The sequence below is a fragment of the Paraburkholderia gardini genome, assembly GCF_907164545.1.
GTDB classification, from domain to species: Bacteria; Pseudomonadota; Gammaproteobacteria; order Burkholderiales; family Burkholderiaceae; genus Paraburkholderia; species Paraburkholderia gardini.
This window is the reverse complement of the sequence record NZ_CAJQZB010000004.1, coordinates 1-18,138: the sequence shown is the minus strand read 5'-3', so window position 1 is coordinate 18,138 and position 18,138 is coordinate 1. Positions and strand designations below refer to the sequence as shown.

The window sequence follows — 18,138 nt, the reverse complement described above, 5'->3', positions numbered from 1 at the left end:
TGCATTTCGATCATGAGCCCGCTCCCGGGCGGGATCGTTCACGCCCGCGGGTCCGCGCGATCCCGAAGCGTCTTTTCGTAGTGCAACGGGTTGCAGGAACGACGTCCGTGCAACCCGTCTTTCGTCGGGCAGCGCGAAGCGCGAAGCCGTCCATGACGTAGAATCGCTGGACCCGGATGCCCCGACGAAGGAGGTAGCGCATGCCAAGCCCAACCGGATCGGTCGTGGCACTCAGTTCAGCGGCCTCGACCGTGTTCTCCATCGGCATCGTGTTTTTAGGCTACTGGGGCGTCCATGAGGACTCGCGCTGGGCGGTCTCACACGTCTTCGTGGTCGGCTTCGCGCTGGCGGGTTTCGCGTGCCTCGGCCTCGTTCCGTGGATGGCGACGAGCCCGGTGGAACCCGAGACCAGCGACGTGAAAATACGCGTCGCCCGCAGGATGTTCGTCGCGGGCATGACGGCCGTCTGGTTCGCCATCACGCTGTCGATCTTGCTGTGAACCGGGAACGCGGTGAGCGGTCAGACGCTGCTAGCTGCTAGCCGCGCGCTCGATCACTGCCTGGATTTCGTTAACCGACACGGGCTTCACGAAGTGATGGTCGAAACCGGCCTCGCGTGAGAGCTGGCGATCACGCTCCTGGCCGTAACCCGTGAGCGCAATCAGCAGCGCGCCTGCCGTCCTGGGCTTGCCGCGCATCGTGCGGGCAAGCTCGAAGCCGTCCATGCCGGGCAATCCGATATCGAGAATGATCACCTGCGGATCGAACGTATCGGCGAGTTCGAGCGCGGTCCATGGATCGTTCGCGGTCCGCACGTCGTGCCCAAGCGTTCCGAGCAACAACGACAATGCCTCCGCTGCATCGACGCTGTCGTCGACCAGCAGCAGGCGGCGCGCATGCGGCGCCTCACGGATCTCCGCGGGTACCGAAACCATGGGGACCTGATCGGCGGGCAGCAGCGGCAACATCACGACGAATTCGCTGCCCTGCCCAAGCCCCGCCGAAAACGCTTCGATGGTGCCGCCATGCAGGTCGACCAGTGTTCGCGCGAGCGGCAGACCGATGCCGAGCCCGCCTTCGGAGCGCTCAAGCGAGTTTTCGGATTGCACGAACAGTTCGAACGCACGCGAGAGCATGTCCGGCAGAATACCGACGCCATTGTCCCTGACCGTGATCTTCACGTTGCCGTCCACATGCGTCACCGTCACGGAAAGCTCGCCGTGTTCCGGCGTGTACTTGCACGCATTCGACAGCACGTTGGCGATCACCTGTGAGATCCGCACGGCATCGCCGGATACATAAAGCGGTGCATCCGGCAGATGGATCGAAATGTCGTGCTGCTTCTTCGCGATCGCGGGCTGCACCGTTTCGAGCGCCGTCGAAACGGCCGCCGTCATTTCGACAGGCTCATGCTTGAGCGTGATCTTGCCCTGCGTGATACGCGATACGTCGAGCAGATCGTCGACAAGCCGGCTCAAATGAGTCACCTGACGCGAAATGATGGCGCGTGCACTGTCGAAGGTCTCCGCCGAACGCAGACGGTCGACCTGCATCAGTTCGATCGCGTTGCGGATCGGCGCAAGCGGATTGCGCAGTTCATGCGCCAGCATCGCGAGGAACTGGTCCTTGCGCTGATCGGCGTCGCGCAACAGCAGTTCGTTGCGCTTGCGCTCGGAAATGTCGCTGGCGATGCCCGCAAGACGATAGATACGGCCATGCGCGTCGCGTACCGGAAAACCCCGTTCGCTCACCCAGCACACAGCGCCGTCGGGACGCACGATGCGGTACTCCTCCTCGAACGTGCCTTCGGCGAGAAGCGCGCGGTACGCTGCCGCGATGCGCACTTCGTCGCCCGGATGCACGTCGTCGGACCAGTGCTTCGCGCCCGCTTTCGGTATTACCGCGTCGCGGCCCCACACGCGGTGATACGACGGGCTCACATAGAGCAGTTCGTCGGTCATCGGGTCGAGCATCCAGAAGACGTCTTCGATGTTTTCCGCCATCTGGCGAAAGCGCTCCTCGCTTTCGCGCAGTGCGTTTTCCGCGTGCCTGACGCGCAGCAGCGCGCGCACGTTCGCGATCAGTTCGGGTGGCTCGATCGGTTCCGTCAGATAGCTGTCGGCACCGCCATCGAGCGCGCGCACCTTGTCGATGCTGTGCACGGCCGCGGCCGAGGTCTGCAGCACGAGCGTCGACGCCGTTTCCGGGTCGGTCTTGATGCGCCGGCACACTTCGAGCCCGTTGATGTCCGGCAGTTTCACATCAAGCAGCACGAGTTCGGGAGACGCGTCGCGCACCTTGCTGAGCGCCTCGTGACCCGTCGCCGCTTCGAGCACGGCGAAGCCCGCGCGCTGCAGGATGCGCGTTTTCGCGTAACGCGCACCTTCGTTATCATCGACATTGAGGATGAGGCTCGGACGTGGATCGCTCATACGTCCTCCTCCTGCGGGTCGACAAGGCGGTCGATGGACGACACCAGTTCGCTACGCGTAACCGGCTTCAAAAGATACGCATCGGCGCCAGGCGACTTGCCTTTCGCCCTCTCGTTGACCGCCGTCGCGATGATGATCGGAATACGCTGCCCGTATTCTCCCGCTTTCAGTTCCGCGAGCCAGTGCCACGTATCGTCTTCGCCCAGCAGCAGATCGAGCACGATCGCGTGCGGCGTGATGACCTTCATCATCTGGTCCGCTTCGCGCAGGTTCTTCACGGAGATCGCCTGATAATCCGTATTGCGCAGCCAGCTTTCATACAGAAGACGCACTTCCGGCTCATCTTCGATAACGAGCACCGGGCGCCTGCCCGGTTCGATCGTCATCGTTTCGCGTTCGACGGCGTCCTGCGCCGCGTCGCCGAAGGACATGGGCAGTGTGGCCGAAAAGACCGAGCCGCGCCCTTCGGTACTGTCGACGCCGATCGAGCCGCCCAGCAGCGCGCACAGTTTTCCGCACAGCGGCAGACCAAGGCCCGTGCCCTTCACCGCATTTTGCAGACGGTTCTCCACCTGGCCGAACTCTTCGAAGATCAGCTGCAGGTGTTCCGGTGCGATGCCGATGCCGGTATCGGCCACGCAGAACGTGACCATCTTGCTGTCGCCGTGATACACGGCACTGACACGCACTTCGCCCTGCTCCGTGAATTTCAGCGCGTTCGAAATGAAGTTGCGCAGGATCTGCGCGACTTTTGCTTCGTCGGTGTAAAGCGGCGGGAAGTCGGCGCACGAATCGAAGATCAGTTCAACCGGCGCCTCGGTGAGAAGCGGGCGCATCATGCCGCGCAACGCGGAAAACAGCGCGTCGATTTCGAATTCCGCGGCGCGAATCTCGATCTTGCCCGACTCGATCTTCGCGAGATCGAGCAGGTCGTTGACGATTTCGGAGAGATCATCCGCGGCCTTGCGGATAAAACGCACCTGCTTTTCCTGCTCGATTGTCAGTTCGCCGTCGATACGCTCGAGCAGCAGTTTCGACAGCGCGCGGATCGACGAAAGCGGCGTACGAAACTCATGGCTCATGTTCGAGAGAAAGCGCGACTTCATGTTGTCCGCGCGACGCAGGTGATCGGCTCGCTCGTCGAGTTCCGCATAGAGCGCCACGACGCCCCGATTCGTATCCGCGAGTTCGCGCGTGAGCCGCGTGAGCTCGTCCTGACGCTCATGAAGATCAGTAAGCGCTGCGAGCAGTTCGCGGTTTTGCCGCTGCAATTCTTCGTACGTGTACTTGCCTTCGAGTTCGCCGAAGCGCGCGGTGAGCGCCTCGATTGTTTCGGCCGTGACAACCGGCGCGCGCTCAGGCATCGTCTTCCTGAGGATCACGGTCGTGCCGGCGCCCGGTGTCGAATCGACCACGCACTGGTCCATCAGGCGCTGCGCGGCAACGAGGCCTTCGCCCGCCGGCTGGCTCGCCGGGTCCGGCATGCCCCGCCCGGCATCCACCACACGCACCGTCAACAGTTGCGGAAGCGCGTCGCCTTCGACTTCGAACGACACGCGCCCGCCGTTCGCGTGCGCGAGCGCATTGCGGGCAATTTCGAGCACGGCGGTTGCGACACGCACGCAGTCCTGCTGTCCGAAACCGAGCGCTGAACTGATCTCGTGCGCACGCCGGCGCACCGCGACCAGGTCCTGTCCGGTGTCGACGGGCAGCGTGAGGATCGGCAGCGTCATGACAGCGCCGCCCGCGCGCGCGAACGCGCCACCAGAACCGTGACGTCGTCGCGACCGCGCGTGCAGTCGCGATACAGCACGCCCGCGATCAGCGAAGGATGGTGCAACGCAAGCCCCGGGTAGTGATCGATATCCCACCGCGTGAGCAGACCATCCGAGTGCATCACGAGTTGCGAGTGCGCGGACCACGACGCGTCGACTTCCTGCGCGCGGCGCATATTGTGGCCGACGATGCCGTTGTGCGACATCATCTGCCGCCGGGTGCCGTCGTTCTGCTTCACGATCGCCGAGACGTTGCCGACGCCCGCGAAATGCAGCTTGCCGCCCACGCCGTCGAAGCGCGCGATGCCAATTGCCGCGCCACGTGTGGACCGAAGCGCATCATGCACGCGGTCCATGATCTCGACGACCGGCAGCCGCGCGTAGCCGTTCAGCACCCGCACCGCGGCCACCGAAGCCGCATTCGCCTGTGGACCGTGACCGAGGCCGTCGGCCACCATGATGGTCACCCCTTCGTCGGTCGACGCCACGCCCCATGCGTCGCCGCACAACGTTTCACCGGCGACAGGCAGATTCACGACGCCGTATTCGAACGGGCCAGCCGGTTGCGCAGACCGGGCATCGTCGCCCCATAGTACGGCGCGCATCGCCACGCCGTGGCCGGGCTGGCTCCAGATATCGAGTTCGTCGGACTGCCGCTGGATTGCGCCCATGCCACTGCCCGCGCTACCCGCTGTCGTGTAGCCGTCTTCGAAACACGCCTGCAGATCACGAATGCCGGGGCCTTTGTCGAGCGCGAGAATTTCGATGCCGATGCGAACCTGCGTCGAATGCGGTTGAGCAAACGCGAGGCGTCGCACCAGCAGTTCACCGTGACCCGCATGCTTGAGAATGTTCGTTGCACATTCCGTGACGACAATCGCAACACGCCCGGCCGCCGTTTCGGCAAAGCCCAGCCCCCGCGCGAGATCGCCCACGCTGCGTCGCACGTGGGCGATCTGGCTGGTATCGGCGACCAGAAACTGCTGCTGCGCCGTCGTGCTGTCGTTCACCAGGGCTTCCATTTCGTGATCGTCACTGTCGTTCCCTCGCCGGGCGTGGAACGGATATCGAACTCATCGCACAGTCGTCTTGCGCCGCCGAGCCCGAGACCGAGACCGTTGCCCGACGTAAAGCCATCGGTCAGCGCGCGGGAAATGTCGGCAATGCCCGGCCCCCGGTCGACGAACACGAGGCGCACACCACGGCGTCCGTTGCGTTCGAGCACATCGCACTGCGCCTCGCCGCCGCCGCCATGCATCAGCGTGTTGCGTGCGAGTTCGCTCGCGGCGGTCACGAGCTTCGTCTGGTCGACCAGCGAAAGACCCTGCTCGACGGCCCGTTCACGCACATACTGACGCAGACGTACGATCTGCCCGTCGTTGGTGATCGGCAGGATCTGCTGTGGCGCGCTGGCTTCGCGCGCGGTGTCGCCACTCATTGCCCCCGTGTCGACGTGATTCATGAATCGCTACGCCGCATCGTGGAGGGTAGGCACGCACTGTTCCCGATGGTCATGTCCACTCCCCGTCCGCGAGAAGCGCCATGCCTCTTTCCACATTCAATGCCGTGCGCACGCCGGTGAGCGTCAACCCCAGTTCGACCAGGGTAATGGCGACAGCCGGCTGCATGCCGACCACCACGGTGCGTGCGTCGAGCACGCTCGCCATCGCCGCGGTGTTGCTGATCATCCGGCCGATGAACGAGTCGACCACGTCGAGGCCGGAAATGTCGATCAGCACGCCCCTCGCGCGATCCTTGACGATGCGGTTCATCAGATCGTCCTGCAACGTCATCGCAAGGCTGTCATGCATGTCCACCTGAATCGTCACGATCAGGTTGTTACCCATGCGCAGAATCGGAATGCGCTCCATCGCGGCTACCGGAGGGACTGCATGCCGGCCGTCCCGTTCGACGGTTCGGCAGCGAGGTCCGCGGGTGTCGCCACCGACTTGCCCGAACGTTTCAGCGCGATCACGAACGCATCGGCGAGCGTGGCCTTGGTCACCACGTTGGAGAGGTTTACGCCGAGATGCACGATGGTCTGCGCAATCTGCGGACGAATGCCACTGATGATGCAGTCCGCCCCCATCAGCCGCGCGGCGGCGACGGTGCGCAGCAGATGCTGCGCAACGAGCGTATCGACGGTCGGCACACCGGTGATATCGATGATGGCGATGGCCGCGCCGGTATCCACGATTTTCTGCAGGAGGCTTTCCATCACGACCTGGGTTCGCGCCGAATCGAGCGTGCCGATCAGCGGCAGCGCGACGATGCCTTCCCACAGTTGCACGACCGGCGTCGACAGTTCGAGCAGTTCCTGCTGCTGGCGCACGATGACCTGCTCACGGTTCGCCTGGAACACCTCGGTGGTATAGAGGCCAAGTTCATCGAACAGTGTGCTGATCGACCACGTGAGATCGGCCAGCGCAGCGGGTTCGCTCGCCAGGTTCTCGCGCAGCACGGCGAACAGCGGCTGTTTCAACGAGAAGACGAAGCGCGCGGTCTCCGCGGGTGTGAAGCCCTGGCGGGCGCGCTGTGCGGAAAAATCGGCGAGGAAACCGCGGACTTCGGCCCACGCGGGCTGCTGGATTTCAGTGGATGTCGACGCGGCGAAGGCCGGTGCGAGAAGCGCAACGAACCGGGAAAACTGGTTGCGCAACTGCGCTTCGTCCACAAGCCCACGACGCGCCACCGACGCATAGTGCTGACTCATCCACTCCGACAGCAACCTGGCCTGATTGTCGGAGAAAATCCCGGCCAGTCGCGCGCCGCCGATTGTGTTCATGAGGCCATCCTTTAGTCCTTATATCGACCATGCATGAGCATCTTTGCGCGCTGCAGGCCCGATCTGATTGACATGCTTCACTGCCGCCGACAATAGCACAGCGGTTCTGCATTGAACATGCGCCAGCGCTTGTGTGGAGTCTTTCCTGCGTGCGTGGGCATGCGCGAAATCGCCGCGCGTGACGAACGAAGTCAAGCGCGGCAGGTTAGCCACGACCGGGGCGGGAACCGGATTGCACGCTCAGGTTCCAGGACGACCGCTAGTGGTTATGTCAGGGTGAACCTGCAACCGGCTAAAGCTGCCAGGACTGTCGATGCGCAAGTAAAGAAAAGCGCCTAGTGAAAAATCAGATAGAGCACAACCAGAACGACAACCGGTACACCAAGGAACCAGCCAAGGATGTAAGGCATGATCTCTCCTCCCTTCTTTACTGTTTTCGGCTTGCTTCCCCGATATCGTGGAGAAAGCCCGTGTCAAACAGTCAGCAAAAAGTGTGCCTTTATTGCCTTGTCCCTCGATGGACAAGGCGTTGCGGCGCTCGTACGCATGGGAAAACAGCACTCCCTGGCGTATTTTTCTGGCGCGGGCGCGTCTCTTTTACCTGTTGCCGGCAAGACTTCCACGTGCGCGTCCGGCGCTTACCCGCTTGATGCATGCCTCACACGGCAGGCGCGCGTTACATGGCGTCTTTCGCTTCTTGCCGTGCCGCACAATCCGTTCGATACTGGACCGCGCGTCAAACGACGCGCTGCGTGTGCACATCGTTGAACGCATTTCCCATCTGCCCCTGGAGACGCCCCATGCGAATGGAAACGGCCTTCCTGTTCGACCTCGACGGCACACTGGTCGACAGCGTGTATCAGCATGTCCTTGCGTGGAAAGAAGCACTCGACGCCGAAGGCATCGAACTGTCGGTGTGGCGCATCCATCGCAAGATCGGCATGAGCGGCGGCCTCTTCACCAACCAGTTGCTGCGCGAAACAGGCGGCGATATCAGTCAGGAACGTGTCGACCGCCTGCGTCGCACGCATGCAGAAGCGTACAAGCGGCTGCGCGCCCAGGTCTGCCCGCTGCCAGGCGCACGCGAACTGCTCGCGACGTTGACGCAGACCGGCACGCGCTGGGCAATCGCCACAAGCGGTCGCATGGAAACAGCGGCCGTCAATCTCGAAGCACTGGGCGTCGATCCGTCAAGGGAAGTGGTCGTCACGCGCGACGACGTCAAGTACGCGAAACCCGATCCCGATCTGTTCATCGCGGCAGCCGCGCGCCTTGGCGTGCCGATTGAACAATCCGTCGTCGTCGGCGACAGCATCTGGGACATGCTCGCCGCGCGTCGCTGTCGCGCGCTTGGCGTCGGCCTGCTGTCGGGGGGCTACGGGCTCGACGAACTCGAACGCTCGGGTGCGCTACGCGTTTATGAAGATCCGCGCGATCTGCTGCTGCATCTGGATGAAGTTGCCGCGCGTCCGTGAGAGGCACGCATCGCATGCGTCATCTCGTTTCAATAAATTTCGTCTCAATAATTTCTTGACAGGACATTCGCCTCCGAAGACACTCACCGACATGCCTATGCTCCTGTGTATCGCGAACGCGATTAATCACCCAATTCACGCCATCAACGGCGGGCTTTGGTCAGGACGCGTGCGCTAGATTCATCGATACACGCAGAATCCCCAGGGCCCCGCCGGAAACGACGGGGCCTTTTTCTTTGTATACGTCCCCGTTGCGCCGGCATTCAGACGGAGACGATGATGGACGAGAGCAGCCAGCAACGGCGCGCTTTAGCGCGTGGCACGGACGATATGCAGGAACAGCGCCGCTATGTGGTTCAGTTTGCAGTCGCGGCAGGCGAGACGGTGACGTTGAAGATTCGCCGCGATGCGGTCGTGTCTTCGGCTGGCGCACGGCTGTGGGTGACGCGTGCCGGCGACCAGTGGGACTACTGGCTCAAGCCAGGCGAGACCTTGCGTCTGTCGCGCGGCGAGCGCGTGTGGGTGACCGGCGATATCGATGCGCACGCAACGACCGGCGTGCGGCCCGACGCCGATGTGGTGCTGACGATGCATCTCGCCCGGCGCCGGCACATCCGCTGGAAGTGGGCGCGGCAGCCGATGTTCGCGCTCTGGTGACGAAGCACGCCGGGATGTGCCTCAGGAGCGGCATTCGCCAGCGGATTGCACACCGCTTAAATGCGATCCGGCACAGTCTGCCGGGGCGCATTCCAGCCGCGTGCAACCGCGAACGCAACGGTGGCCCGTGCGAGTTCGAGTGTGCTGTCGATCAGTGTGACCGGCGGCGCGGACAGATTGCGCGCGGCCAGCGGAATTTCAGTGCAGGCCATGACGGCTGCACGCACGCCCTGCGCAATCAGGATCGCGAGCGCGGCGGAAAGCTGGACCGTGGCTTCATCGATGTCGTTTGCCTTTGCGGCCCTGACGCTCGCGTCGAGGCGCGCCTGCGCGACTTCGTCCGGGACAACCGGTGTAATTCCGCGAGCGGCGAGCGCTTCCTGATAGAAACCCGCCGCGATCGTGCCGCTTGTGCCCAGGATGGCGACGCGCTGCGCGGGATCCTGAATCGCGTTGACGCAGATTTCGCCGATATGCAGGATCGGCGCGGCGCTGCGCGCCTGCAGTTGCGCATACCAGTAATTACACGGAATCGCGATCACGCCAACGTCATTGCGGTTGAGCAGGTCGATACCCGAGAGCATGGCAGGCAGCGGGTCTTCGCCGCCATCGAGAATCGCGAGCGAACGGTCGGGAATGTGCGGCAGGCTGGCGACCAGCAGCGGCAGATGCTCCTGATCGCAGGCGGCGCGCGTCAGGCGCACGACCTTCTCCATGAAGTCGACCGTCGCAAGCGGGCCCATCCCGCCGAGAACGCCGATGAGTGCCATCCCTGAGCCTCCAGTGACTTCAATGGACGCGGCCCGGACAGGACCTGGAACAGCCGCGGCATCGCCCGCACAGCAGCGTGACAGGCGTGCGCAGCATAACGCAGAACCGCCGGTTTAACACAGTCAAGGGCATGGTAGAACCGGGGGCCAGGCTAAACCATGAGGCGGCGCGGCCCATGAAAAAAGGTCTCGCGAAGAGACCTTTCCAGCGTCCAGCGTGACCTTGCAGCAGTCTCACATCTGGCGACGCAATTCCGCGGGCGGCAGCTTCATCAGATGCCGGTATTTCGCCACCGTCCGGCGCGCGACGAGCACGCCCTGGTCGGCCAGCATCCGCGCGAGCGTGACGTCCGAAAGCGGATCGCGGGTATTTTCCGCGGCAATCATTTCCTTGAGCAGCGCGCGTACCGCCGCAGCAGAACAGGTCCCGCCGCTTTCCGTGCCGAGTTCGCGCGGGAAGAAGTGCTTGAACTCGAAAATACCGCGCGGCGTCGCCATATATTTGTTACCCGTCGCGCGGGAGATCGTCGATTCGTGCAGACCGAGTTCATCGGCGACGTCGCGCAGGACGAGCGGCTTGAGCGCAATCTCGCCGTACTGGAAGAACGCGCGCTGATGGGCCACGATGCACTCGGCGACGCGCTGGATCGTATCGAAGCGCTGCTGCGCATTCCGGATCAGCCAGCGCGCTTCCTGCAACTGCTGCGCGAGCGGCGAGCGGCTCGTGCCGGCCGATTGCGCGAAGAGCTCCGCATACCGGCGATGAATCCGCGCGCGCGGCATCACGGCCGGATTGATCGACACGACCCACTTGTTGCGAACCTGACGCACGATTACGTCTGGTACGACGTAGTTGTCTTCCGCGTTGCCATAGTAGTTGCCGGGCTTCGGGTCGAGCTTGCGCACGAGCGCACACGCGATGCGCAGTTCGTCGGCGCTGCAGCCGGTCTGCTTTTGCAACTCGGCCTGCTCACGGCGCGCGAGCCGCTCAAGATGATGCTCGACGATCTGAATCGCGACGTCGCGGCCCGGTGTGTCGCTATCCATGCAATCGAGTTGCAGCTTCAGACATTCCGACAGCGAACGTGCACCGACGCCCGGCCGGTCCAGCGATTGCACGAGCCGCAGCGCGACGAGCAGTTCGTGCTCGGTCAGTTCCGGTTCGACATCGAACACGTCGGCAAGATCGGCGAGGTCCTGACGCAGATAGCCGTCGTCATCGAGCGACTCGATGATCAGGCGCGCGACTTCGCGATCGCGTTCGTTCAGCGGATGGAGACGCAGCGCATCGTGAAGCTGTTCGTGCAACGAGGGCTGTGAACGTGCCCAGTCGGCGGGATCGCTACCTTCGCTGTCGCCGTTGTAACGCGACGAGCCCCGGCCGAATGAATCGGCGCTGTAGTCGCCGCTGTACTCACCCGCCGGCTCGTCGTGCGGTGACGCATCCGCGCTGCCTGACACCGGCGCATCGGCGGCGGTTTCCGCGCCGGCCGATACCGGCTCGCCGGAAGCTTGCGTTGCCTCGCCCGTGCTTTCTGCGGCAAGCGCGACATCTTCCGTTTGCGATGCGTCGTATTCAAGGAACGGATTGGTATCGAGTGCCGTGCGCAACTCCTGCTGGAACTCGAGCGAGGACAGTTGCAGGAGCCTGACCGACTGCTGAAGGCGAGGGGTCAGCGCAAGTGACTGTCGTGTGCGTAGCTCGATTGAAGGCGGCATTGTAGTGCGATCCCTTTTGAAGATTCTGGTTCGAATACCCGAAGCAGATCGCATTCGGGCACTGTCGTTGGTCTGAATAGAGCAATCGCCGTACCAGATTTCACAGGGCGCTGTTTTTACAGCGATTTGATCCTCGCGAGCGATGTTTTTCGGGTGTTGTCAGACTCCCTCGCACGCCATTTTTACAAGCGGCCGGAAAAATCCGGGCCGGCGGGCAAGTCTGTTTCAGCACGCATCCTGCCCGGTTCATTTCATGTCGCACCCCCGTCCAGTCGCGCCTGTAGCCCGACACGCCGCGGGATGACGCGGTGTGGCACACGGCTTGCGCTTCCCTGATGGTGGACGGATGCCAGCAGCGCATTCGATGTCGACCACGGGGCTGACGGAACCGTCATGCGGCCACTCTCCCCAGGCGTGTCATCAACGGCAATGGCCGCGATCGACCGCACAGGCAACAAGACCGCAGCACTCTTCAACCACCCGAAAGGAGAAATCCATGAAAACGATCCAGTTCCTCAAGACCGCAGGCAGCGTCGCCTGTATCGCATTTGCCCTGAACGCGAATGCACAGTCGACTGCGTCGGCACCGGCCGGCGTGTCGGAATCGATGGGAGCCCACGTCGATGACACGACGATCACCACCAAGGTCAAGGCGGATCTGCTCGCGAGCAAGAACGTCAAGTCGACCCACATCCATGTGAAGACGCAAAAGAGCGTCGTGTGGCTGACGGGAACGGTGCCCTCGGCGGCAGACAAGACCGCCGCTGAAGATGTCGTGAATCAGGTCGACGGCGTCAAGGGCGTCAAGAACCATCTGAAGGTCGGGGCCGAATAAGCCGCGTCGAGGTTCGGCCGAAGAAGCCGTCCGCGAAAAATCGCGGACGGCTTCTTGCGTTTACGGCAAGGCGTTTTCGTCAATGCATGAAGGGCATGCGCATGCAACACGCACCCGCACAAATTAAATCGGGCAGCAGGAAAGCTCCCGCTACCCGACATCCTTCGCCCCCGTTTAGTCCGCTTCACTTCAAGTGGCTACTTGCGCGCCGCATACTGATCGCGCAGATCGCGGATACGATCGTGATTTTGCAATACACCCTGATATTGCCGCTCCACGATTGCGCGAACATCAGCCGGCAGATCTTTTTCGAGGGCGTCGTGGTAAGACTTCTTCGCGGCGTCCTCGCCCTTTTCGCAATCGGCCAGAATCTGATGATCGCCACGGCTGCTTACCGCCGACTTCAGATCGACCCAGCCCCGATGCAGCGCACCTGTCACCGAACCGCCAGTATCCGGCTTGCCGCCGAGCTGCTGGATCGTGTCCTGCAATTCGCGTGCGCCGCGTGCGCAGTCATCGGCGCGACTGGCGAACAGCGATTTCAGCTGCGAATCGTGGGCGTCTTCCGCAGCCTTGCGAAAGCCCTTCTCGCCGTCCTTCGAAGTCTCGACCAGATCATTCAGTTCGGAAACAACGTTCGTAGCCATGTAACGCTCCTTAAGTCTGGTTGAAAACAGTTGCCGCGATGTACTTGCGGTCACTCATGGAGACGCATGTGGCGTACCCGCCCGGCGACCGGCGCGGAACGTCATCCAGCCGCGTAAAAGTTGCCGGACGAGCCGGCGCTCAGGCCGCGTCCATGTCTTCCTGTAACGCGAAAACCCGCGTAAACAGGGCGTTTTCCGCCATTCATCCGTGAATCAGCCGGATGGCGCGGTGTTTGCTTAATCCAACGTATCCGCATGTTCCGTCCTGCATCGACGACGGAACATCAACCGATAAAAACAACGGCATGCAGGATCGACAGGTCAGGGAGAAAAACATGAGAAGCAAACGTGCGGCGTTTCTGGTGTTCACCGCGCTCGTGACGTCAGCGGCTGTCATGGAGCTTCGGCTCAATACATTCGACACCGCCCCGCAACCCGCCACGCAGGCGATGAGCTGTAACGCAATCCAGCAATCGGGCATTGTGCCCGCTGCGTGCGAGTCGACGCAGAACGAACAGCGCGTGGAAGGGACTACACCGCAACCGCGTCGCGGGTCGGCGCTCTGGGTCTAGACGGATCGAGACAGGAACGTGTGTGACTATCGATGAAAGCGCCTGAAAAACGGCCTGGAAAATTTCCAGGCCGTTTCTTTTCTGACGCCTTTACGCTTAAGCATCGAAGCGGCTAGATCCATGCTCACGCGCCCCGCTCGTTCAACTCGCTGACCGGTGTTGGCGTCCTTGTCGGATCGAAGTCGGCCCAACGGCCCTGCTGCCAGCGGCCTGTCGCGCGTTCGATCGTACTGCCGCCGCATTCGCGCAGTACGCGCGCCGCCTGCAGTTGCGTATCCGGCGATACGTGTACCGCCAGCAGCACGCCGGAATCGCGCTCTTCGTGATGCGACGGATGGCCGTGCCGGTTTCCTTCCCGTGTATGCGACATGGCGCCAATGAGCGAACCGATATACGCTCCCACGCCCGCTGCAATCACGGAGACAAGCAGCGGCGCATGAAACACCGCGAAAAGCCCGGCTCCGACAATCGCACCGACGACGGCCCCGATCATTACACCCTTGCTTGCGCCCTTCGGCGCATCGCGCGCGCCCGGATCATCGTCCTGATCGCCGCCAATCGGATAGCGCGCATGCTGCCCGCGCGGGTTCACGAAAAACAGCGTGACGTCCTCCTCGACGAAGCCGTTCGCGAAGAGCCGTTGCGCGGCCGCCTCGGCGGCCGGAAAAGTCGTAAAACGTCCTGCGACAATGAGTGACATGACGCCTCCTTTCATCTTTGCAGATGGTGTGCGCAGTTGCCGTCGCGGGTTCACACAGGGTGCTATGCCTTCAGCCCGCGATCCGGCTCCATTCCCTCGACCCGGAAAAGCCCGCTGTGCAAAACGACGCTTTCGCCGCCGTTCTGATCGAGCGCCTCGGCGCACACGGAACGGATCCGCGCGCGTCCGCGCTGGAATGCCTTCAAAAGCGAGTCTTCCAGAGGAGAGTCTGCGCCAAAATGGTCTTCAAGTGCTTCCGCCGTGATCACGCACGCAACGGGTTGCCCGTCGACGGCCGCGGTAAAGCGCACCGCGAGGTTTGCGCCGTCGAAGACCGGCGGATCATCGGAAAAAGTGATGGTCATGTTCGCGTCCTCCCAGGCGGCCCTCGACAGAATCGCACTCATGATGTGCTCTTCTTCGCATTGCCCAGTTGCTGCGCCATCGCAAGATGGTGCTGGATCACCGGCAGCGCCTTCGTGGCAGCCGCCTTCAATTGCGGATCGGCGCCGCTTTCGCTTTCCTTCCGGAACAGTTCGACCGCCTTCTGATGGCCGCCCACGGCCACGTCGGCGATATAGGCCTGATCGAAACCGGCTCCCTTGAGGCCCTGCAACTTCCCTATGACTGCCGAATCCGCCGAAGGTGGCGATTTCAGGCCTTTTTTCTCGGCAACGATGTCAAGGTTCCGGGCCAGTTTCGTGTGATCGACGATCATCTGCGAAGCGAATTTCCTGACCTGCGGGTCGTTCGAATTTTTCAACGCCAGCTTGCTGGCGGCGATTTCCGTGGCACCGGCCTGCGAAGCGTCCTGCACGAACTGCTGATCGGCCGCCGATAATTTCGTCTGTGCCGCCGCCGGTTCGCTCGTCTGCGCGTGAACGACGCCAGCAGGCATCGTCATCGCGATCCCGGTTGCCACCACCATCGCGCGCATTGAATGCTGGAATGTCATGCGATTTCTCCTGTTCCAGATCGTCCCGTCACGCTGCCGTGCGCCGGCTTGACTGCGCAATCCGCGTTTTGTCGAATGCCGGCTGATCGTCCTGCAGCCTCAGCACGGAACCCCGCAAAAGGTGTGCCCGGCAAGTAAAAGCGCGTGGATACGCTTTGCGGCGACGCATCACGTCCAGCGCTTGCAACTTGTGCGCATGGCAATGCAATTGTTGCGATGCTCCTGAGAGCACGTTCAGGCCGGCGCAATGTCCTCACAGGTATGGGGAAATTCACTCGATGCGTGTCGAAAGTGTTTGATGGGTACATCCCTTGCTGAACATTGATGCGGCCATGGCGCCGTTCGCCCGGGGTTCCGCCTCGCGATCCAATCTTTGCTTTTCAGGGAGACGCTTCATGAATACGCGCAATCAGCCCGGCACCGGCGCCGGAGCACGCATCGTCGGCAGTGGACGCGAAACCGCGGACGGCCCGGGCCCCGACGTAATGGCCGCCGGTACGCTCGACGGCAACACCGTGCTCAGCGCCGATGGCGACGACGTCGGCAAGATCAAGGACATCATGCTCGACGTGCAGGGAGGACGCATTGCTTATGCCGTGCTGTCGAGCGGCGGCTTTCTCGGCGTCGGCGACAAGCTGCTGGCGATTCCATGGAATGCACTGACGCTCGATACCGACCGCAAATGCTTCGTGCTGAATCTCACATCCGGGCAGGTCAGGAATGCGCCGGGCTTCGACAAGGACCACTGGCCCGCGATGGCGGACCGCACGTGGGCCACGAGCGTTCACCAGTACTATGGCCGCGCGCCATACTGGAGCGATGAACGCGGCGCTAGCGGCGACCCCGGTGCGCGCGACGATGTGGGTGTGGGCGACATTCCGGCCGGCTCGTCAAACGCGCCGGAAGCGGGTGGCGTGAAGCTTTGATCGTCAAACTACGACGAGGCATTCCATGGTCACCAGAAAGAAAGGGCATCCGGCAAAACGCAGCCGCTCGGGCCGTCCACCGAGGCAACGCCATGCGCAGGCCCACGCCGCGCATCGTGCGAAGCAAGCTGCGTCGCACAGGAATGGCAAGGCCGGCAAACGCTGGTCGCATCACGTCATGGAAACCAGTGACGCCATGGATATCGAGCACGATATCTTCAGGTCCGGCAGCGCGCAGGAGATTGCCGACTCGCTAAAACGCTCGTCTACACGTAGCAAACGACGCAAAGGCACACCGTTCCAGTCGGCGATGTCGATGCTGAATTTCTATATCAACCGCGCAGGGCGTAATCTGCCGAAATCGCGTCGCGCAACGCTTCAGACGGCAAAGCGCAAACTACGCGAGGCATTTGGCCGCGCGCCCTGACTGCATCGCGCGCGATACACGCGATACGGCGATCCATACCGCCAGGCCCGCACCAGGCAAAACCGCACGGCAGCGTTGTCAGGCTGCCTCACCGGATACCTCATGCACGAAACGATCTGGTTTCTTGTCGGCGGCGGTGTGTTCGCCTTCATGGGCATCGCGGCAGCCACGTTCGAGCGTCTGCCGTGCAGCGCCGCGATGTTCTATCTCGCGATCGGCCTCGGGCTCGGGCCGCCCGGGATCGGCCTGCTGCATCTGGACGTGATCGTCGATGCCGGCGTGCTGCGCATCATCACCGAAGTCGCGCTGCTGGTTTCACTGTTCGCGATCGGCCTGCGTCTGCGCGTTCCGCTTTTCGACGCGTTGTGGGCCATACCGCTGCGGCTCGGCTTCGTCGCCATGCTCGTGACGGTGCCGCTCCTGACGCTATTCGGCGTCCACGCACTGCATCTCGGCTGGGGACCGGCGCTGCTGCTCGCGGCGATTCTCGCGCCAACCGATCCGGTTCTCGCCCACGACGTGCAGGTCCAGGACTCGGCCGACGTCGATCTCATGCGTTTTTCGCTCTCGGGCGAAGGCGGCCTCAACGACGGCATCGCGTTGCCGTTCGCGCTGCTCGGCCTTGCGTTATGCGCCAACCACAACGCGAATTTCGCCGACGTGTTCACGTGGACGTTCATCGGCAGCACACTTTGGGGTATCTTCGGCGCGATCGCGACGGGCGGCGTGCTGGGCTGGGTAACCACTCACGGCGTGACGTGGTTAAGAACGCGTCACGCGCAGGCCCTCGGCCTCGAAGCCTTTTTCGCGCTCGGGCTGATCGAGCTGTCGTACGGCATCGCGCAACTGGCACATACGTTCGGCTTTCTCGCCGTTTTTGCAGCGGGCGTCTCGATGCGTCGCGTCGAGCATCGAGCAAGCGGCGGACAATCGCCACGGGAAACCATCGGTGCCGTCGAGGCGGGCGATGTCACCGCGACCGCCGCCGATCCGCAGAAGGCCCATGCGTTTATGGCGGAATCCGTGCTCGGCTTCACGATCGAGCTGGAACGTATCGCCGAACTCGCGATGATGCTGATCATCGGCAACGTCCTCGCGACGCTGCATGGGCCGCTTTTCACGTGGCAGAGCGCCGCGCTGATCGCGGCGCTCTTCCTGGTCGTGCGGCCGCTGGCGGTCGAAGTGTCGCTGGTGGGATCGGGCGCATCCCACCCGCAGCGACGATTGATGAGCTGGTTCGGCATTCGCGGCATCGGCTCGTTCTATTACCTGACCCTGGCGCTGCAGGAAGGTCGCGCGAACGACGTGGTGCCGCTCATACCGTTCGCGCTGGCTGTCGTGACGGCGTCGGTGGTCGTGCACGGCATGTCGGCCACGCCGCTGATGAGCTGGTATCGCCGTGCGCGGCGCCCCCCCCGGGAGCCGCCGGCCCAAACCGCCCGCCAACCCCCCGTTTATTTTTG

Annotated in this window: 20 protein-coding genes; 8 read left to right on the top strand and 12 right to left on the bottom strand. The window is 62.8% G+C overall.

Translation table 11 applies throughout. The features are described from left to right. Window positions 1–200: 200 nt before the first annotated feature. Window positions 201–500, top strand: coding sequence for a hypothetical protein (locus tag LPA37_RS04570; protein WP_229011791.1), 300 nt, complete (start codon window positions 201–203; stop codon window positions 498–500). Window positions 501–530: 30 nt separating this feature from the next. On the opposite strand, the gene LPA37_RS04565 is transcribed toward LPA37_RS04570, so the two are convergent. The 6 genes from LPA37_RS04565 to LPA37_RS04540 form a co-directional block, all read right to left on the bottom strand. Continuing rightward, a complete protein-coding gene (locus tag LPA37_RS04565; protein WP_229011788.1) occupies window positions 531–2,432 on the bottom strand; it encodes a hybrid sensor histidine kinase/response regulator in 1,902 nt (633 codons plus the stop codon). Next, a complete protein-coding gene (locus LPA37_RS04560; protein WP_229011786.1) occupies window positions 2,429–4,165 on the bottom strand; it encodes an ATP-binding protein in 1,737 nt (578 codons plus the stop codon). Before LPA37_RS04560 ends, LPA37_RS04565 begins: the two co-directional genes overlap by 4 nt. Beyond that, the gene (locus LPA37_RS04555) at window positions 4,162–5,229 is read right to left on the bottom strand and encodes a SpoIIE family protein phosphatase (protein WP_229011784.1); all 1,068 of its coding nucleotides are present in this window, start codon (window positions 5,227–5,229) and stop codon (window positions 4,162–4,164) included. Before LPA37_RS04555 ends, LPA37_RS04560 begins: the two co-directional genes overlap by 4 nt. After that, complete coding sequence (locus LPA37_RS04550; RefSeq protein WP_228982255.1) at window positions 5,214–5,645, bottom strand: anti-sigma regulatory factor; 432 nt, start codon at window positions 5,643–5,645, stop codon at window positions 5,214–5,216. Before LPA37_RS04550 ends, LPA37_RS04555 begins: the two co-directional genes overlap by 16 nt. A 73-nt stretch (window positions 5,646–5,718) precedes the next feature. Beyond that, window positions 5,719–6,078 carry an STAS domain-containing protein gene (locus tag LPA37_RS04545; RefSeq protein WP_228982109.1) on the bottom strand — a complete coding sequence of 120 codons (360 nt, stop codon included), beginning with the start codon at window positions 6,076–6,078 and terminating at the stop codon, window positions 5,719–5,721. 5 nt (window positions 6,079–6,083) lie between these two features. After that, the gene (locus LPA37_RS04540) at window positions 6,084–6,992 is read right to left on the bottom strand and encodes an STAS domain-containing protein (protein ID WP_229011782.1); all 909 of its coding nucleotides are present in this window, start codon (window positions 6,990–6,992) and stop codon (window positions 6,084–6,086) included. An 800-nt stretch (window positions 6,993–7,792) separates the two neighbouring features. Here LPA37_RS04540 and LPA37_RS04535 point away from each other — a divergent pair. Both LPA37_RS04535 and LPA37_RS04530 read left to right on the top strand, forming a co-directional pair. Continuing rightward, window positions 7,793–8,467 (top strand): HAD family hydrolase, encoded by a 675-nt coding sequence (locus LPA37_RS04535; RefSeq protein ID WP_229011780.1) that lies wholly within the window; start codon window positions 7,793–7,795, stop codon window positions 8,465–8,467. A 276-nt stretch (window positions 8,468–8,743) separates the two neighbouring features. Further along, a complete protein-coding gene (locus tag LPA37_RS04530) occupies window positions 8,744–9,124 on the top strand; it encodes a DUF2917 domain-containing protein (RefSeq protein WP_228982105.1) in 381 nt (126 codons plus the stop codon). A gap of 56 nt (window positions 9,125–9,180) precedes the next feature. Here LPA37_RS04530 and cuyB read toward each other — a convergent pair whose 3' ends face one another. Next, a complete protein-coding gene (gene cuyB, locus LPA37_RS04525; protein WP_229011779.1) occupies window positions 9,181–9,894 on the bottom strand; it encodes a cysteate racemase in 714 nt (237 codons plus the stop codon). A 234-nt stretch (window positions 9,895–10,128) separates the two neighbouring features. Continuing rightward, the gene (locus tag LPA37_RS04520) at window positions 10,129–11,613 is read right to left on the bottom strand and encodes an RNA polymerase factor sigma-54 (RefSeq protein WP_229011777.1); all 1,485 of its coding nucleotides are present in this window, start codon (window positions 11,611–11,613) and stop codon (window positions 10,129–10,131) included. A 496-nt stretch (window positions 11,614–12,109) separates the two neighbouring features. Between LPA37_RS04520 and LPA37_RS04515 the strand changes: the two genes are divergently transcribed. Further along, window positions 12,110–12,448, top strand: a complete 339-nt coding sequence (locus LPA37_RS04515) for a BON domain-containing protein (protein WP_229011775.1) — start codon at window positions 12,110–12,112, stop codon at window positions 12,446–12,448. A gap of 197 nt (window positions 12,449–12,645) precedes the next feature. On the opposite strand, the gene LPA37_RS04510 is transcribed toward LPA37_RS04515, so the two are convergent. Beyond that, window positions 12,646–13,095: a PA2169 family four-helix-bundle protein gene (locus LPA37_RS04510; RefSeq protein ID WP_229011772.1), complete on the bottom strand. Its 450-nt coding sequence runs from the start codon at window positions 13,093–13,095 to the stop codon at window positions 12,646–12,648. 335 nt (window positions 13,096–13,430) lie between these two features. Between LPA37_RS04510 and LPA37_RS04505 the strand changes: the two genes are divergently transcribed. Continuing rightward, window positions 13,431–13,667: a hypothetical protein gene (locus tag LPA37_RS04505; protein WP_228982097.1), complete on the top strand. Its 237-nt coding sequence runs from the start codon at window positions 13,431–13,433 to the stop codon at window positions 13,665–13,667. 124 nt (window positions 13,668–13,791) lie between these two features. On the opposite strand, the gene LPA37_RS04500 is transcribed toward LPA37_RS04505, so the two are convergent. The 3 genes from LPA37_RS04500 to LPA37_RS04490 form a co-directional block, all read right to left on the bottom strand. Then, window positions 13,792–14,367 (bottom strand): hypothetical protein, encoded by a 576-nt coding sequence (locus LPA37_RS04500; RefSeq protein WP_229011770.1) that lies wholly within the window; start codon window positions 14,365–14,367, stop codon window positions 13,792–13,794. Window positions 14,368–14,429: 62 nt separating this feature from the next. Continuing rightward, on the bottom strand, window positions 14,430–14,774 hold the full coding sequence (locus LPA37_RS04495) for a DUF1488 family protein (RefSeq protein ID WP_229011769.1): 345 nt from the start codon (window positions 14,772–14,774) through the stop codon (window positions 14,430–14,432). Beyond that, entirely contained in the window at window positions 14,771–15,322 is a 552-nt protein-coding gene (locus tag LPA37_RS04490; RefSeq protein WP_229011767.1) for a DUF4142 domain-containing protein, read from the bottom strand. Before LPA37_RS04490 ends, LPA37_RS04495 begins: the two co-directional genes overlap by 4 nt. Window positions 15,323–15,717: 395 nt before the next feature. Here LPA37_RS04490 and LPA37_RS04485 point away from each other — a divergent pair, with 395 nt between their 5' ends. From LPA37_RS04485 to LPA37_RS04475, 3 genes are all read left to right on the top strand, one after another. Further along, window positions 15,718–16,248, top strand: coding sequence for a PRC-barrel domain-containing protein (locus tag LPA37_RS04485; protein ID WP_229011764.1), 531 nt, complete (start codon window positions 15,718–15,720; stop codon window positions 16,246–16,248). Between the two features lie 25 nt (window positions 16,249–16,273). Further along, window positions 16,274–16,675, top strand: coding sequence for a DUF3175 domain-containing protein (locus LPA37_RS04480; protein WP_229011762.1), 402 nt, complete (start codon window positions 16,274–16,276; stop codon window positions 16,673–16,675). Between the two features lie 102 nt (window positions 16,676–16,777). Continuing rightward, window positions 16,778–18,138: cation:proton antiporter (locus LPA37_RS04475; protein WP_229011761.1), on the top strand; the 1,361-nt coding region annotated here is incomplete at its 3' end.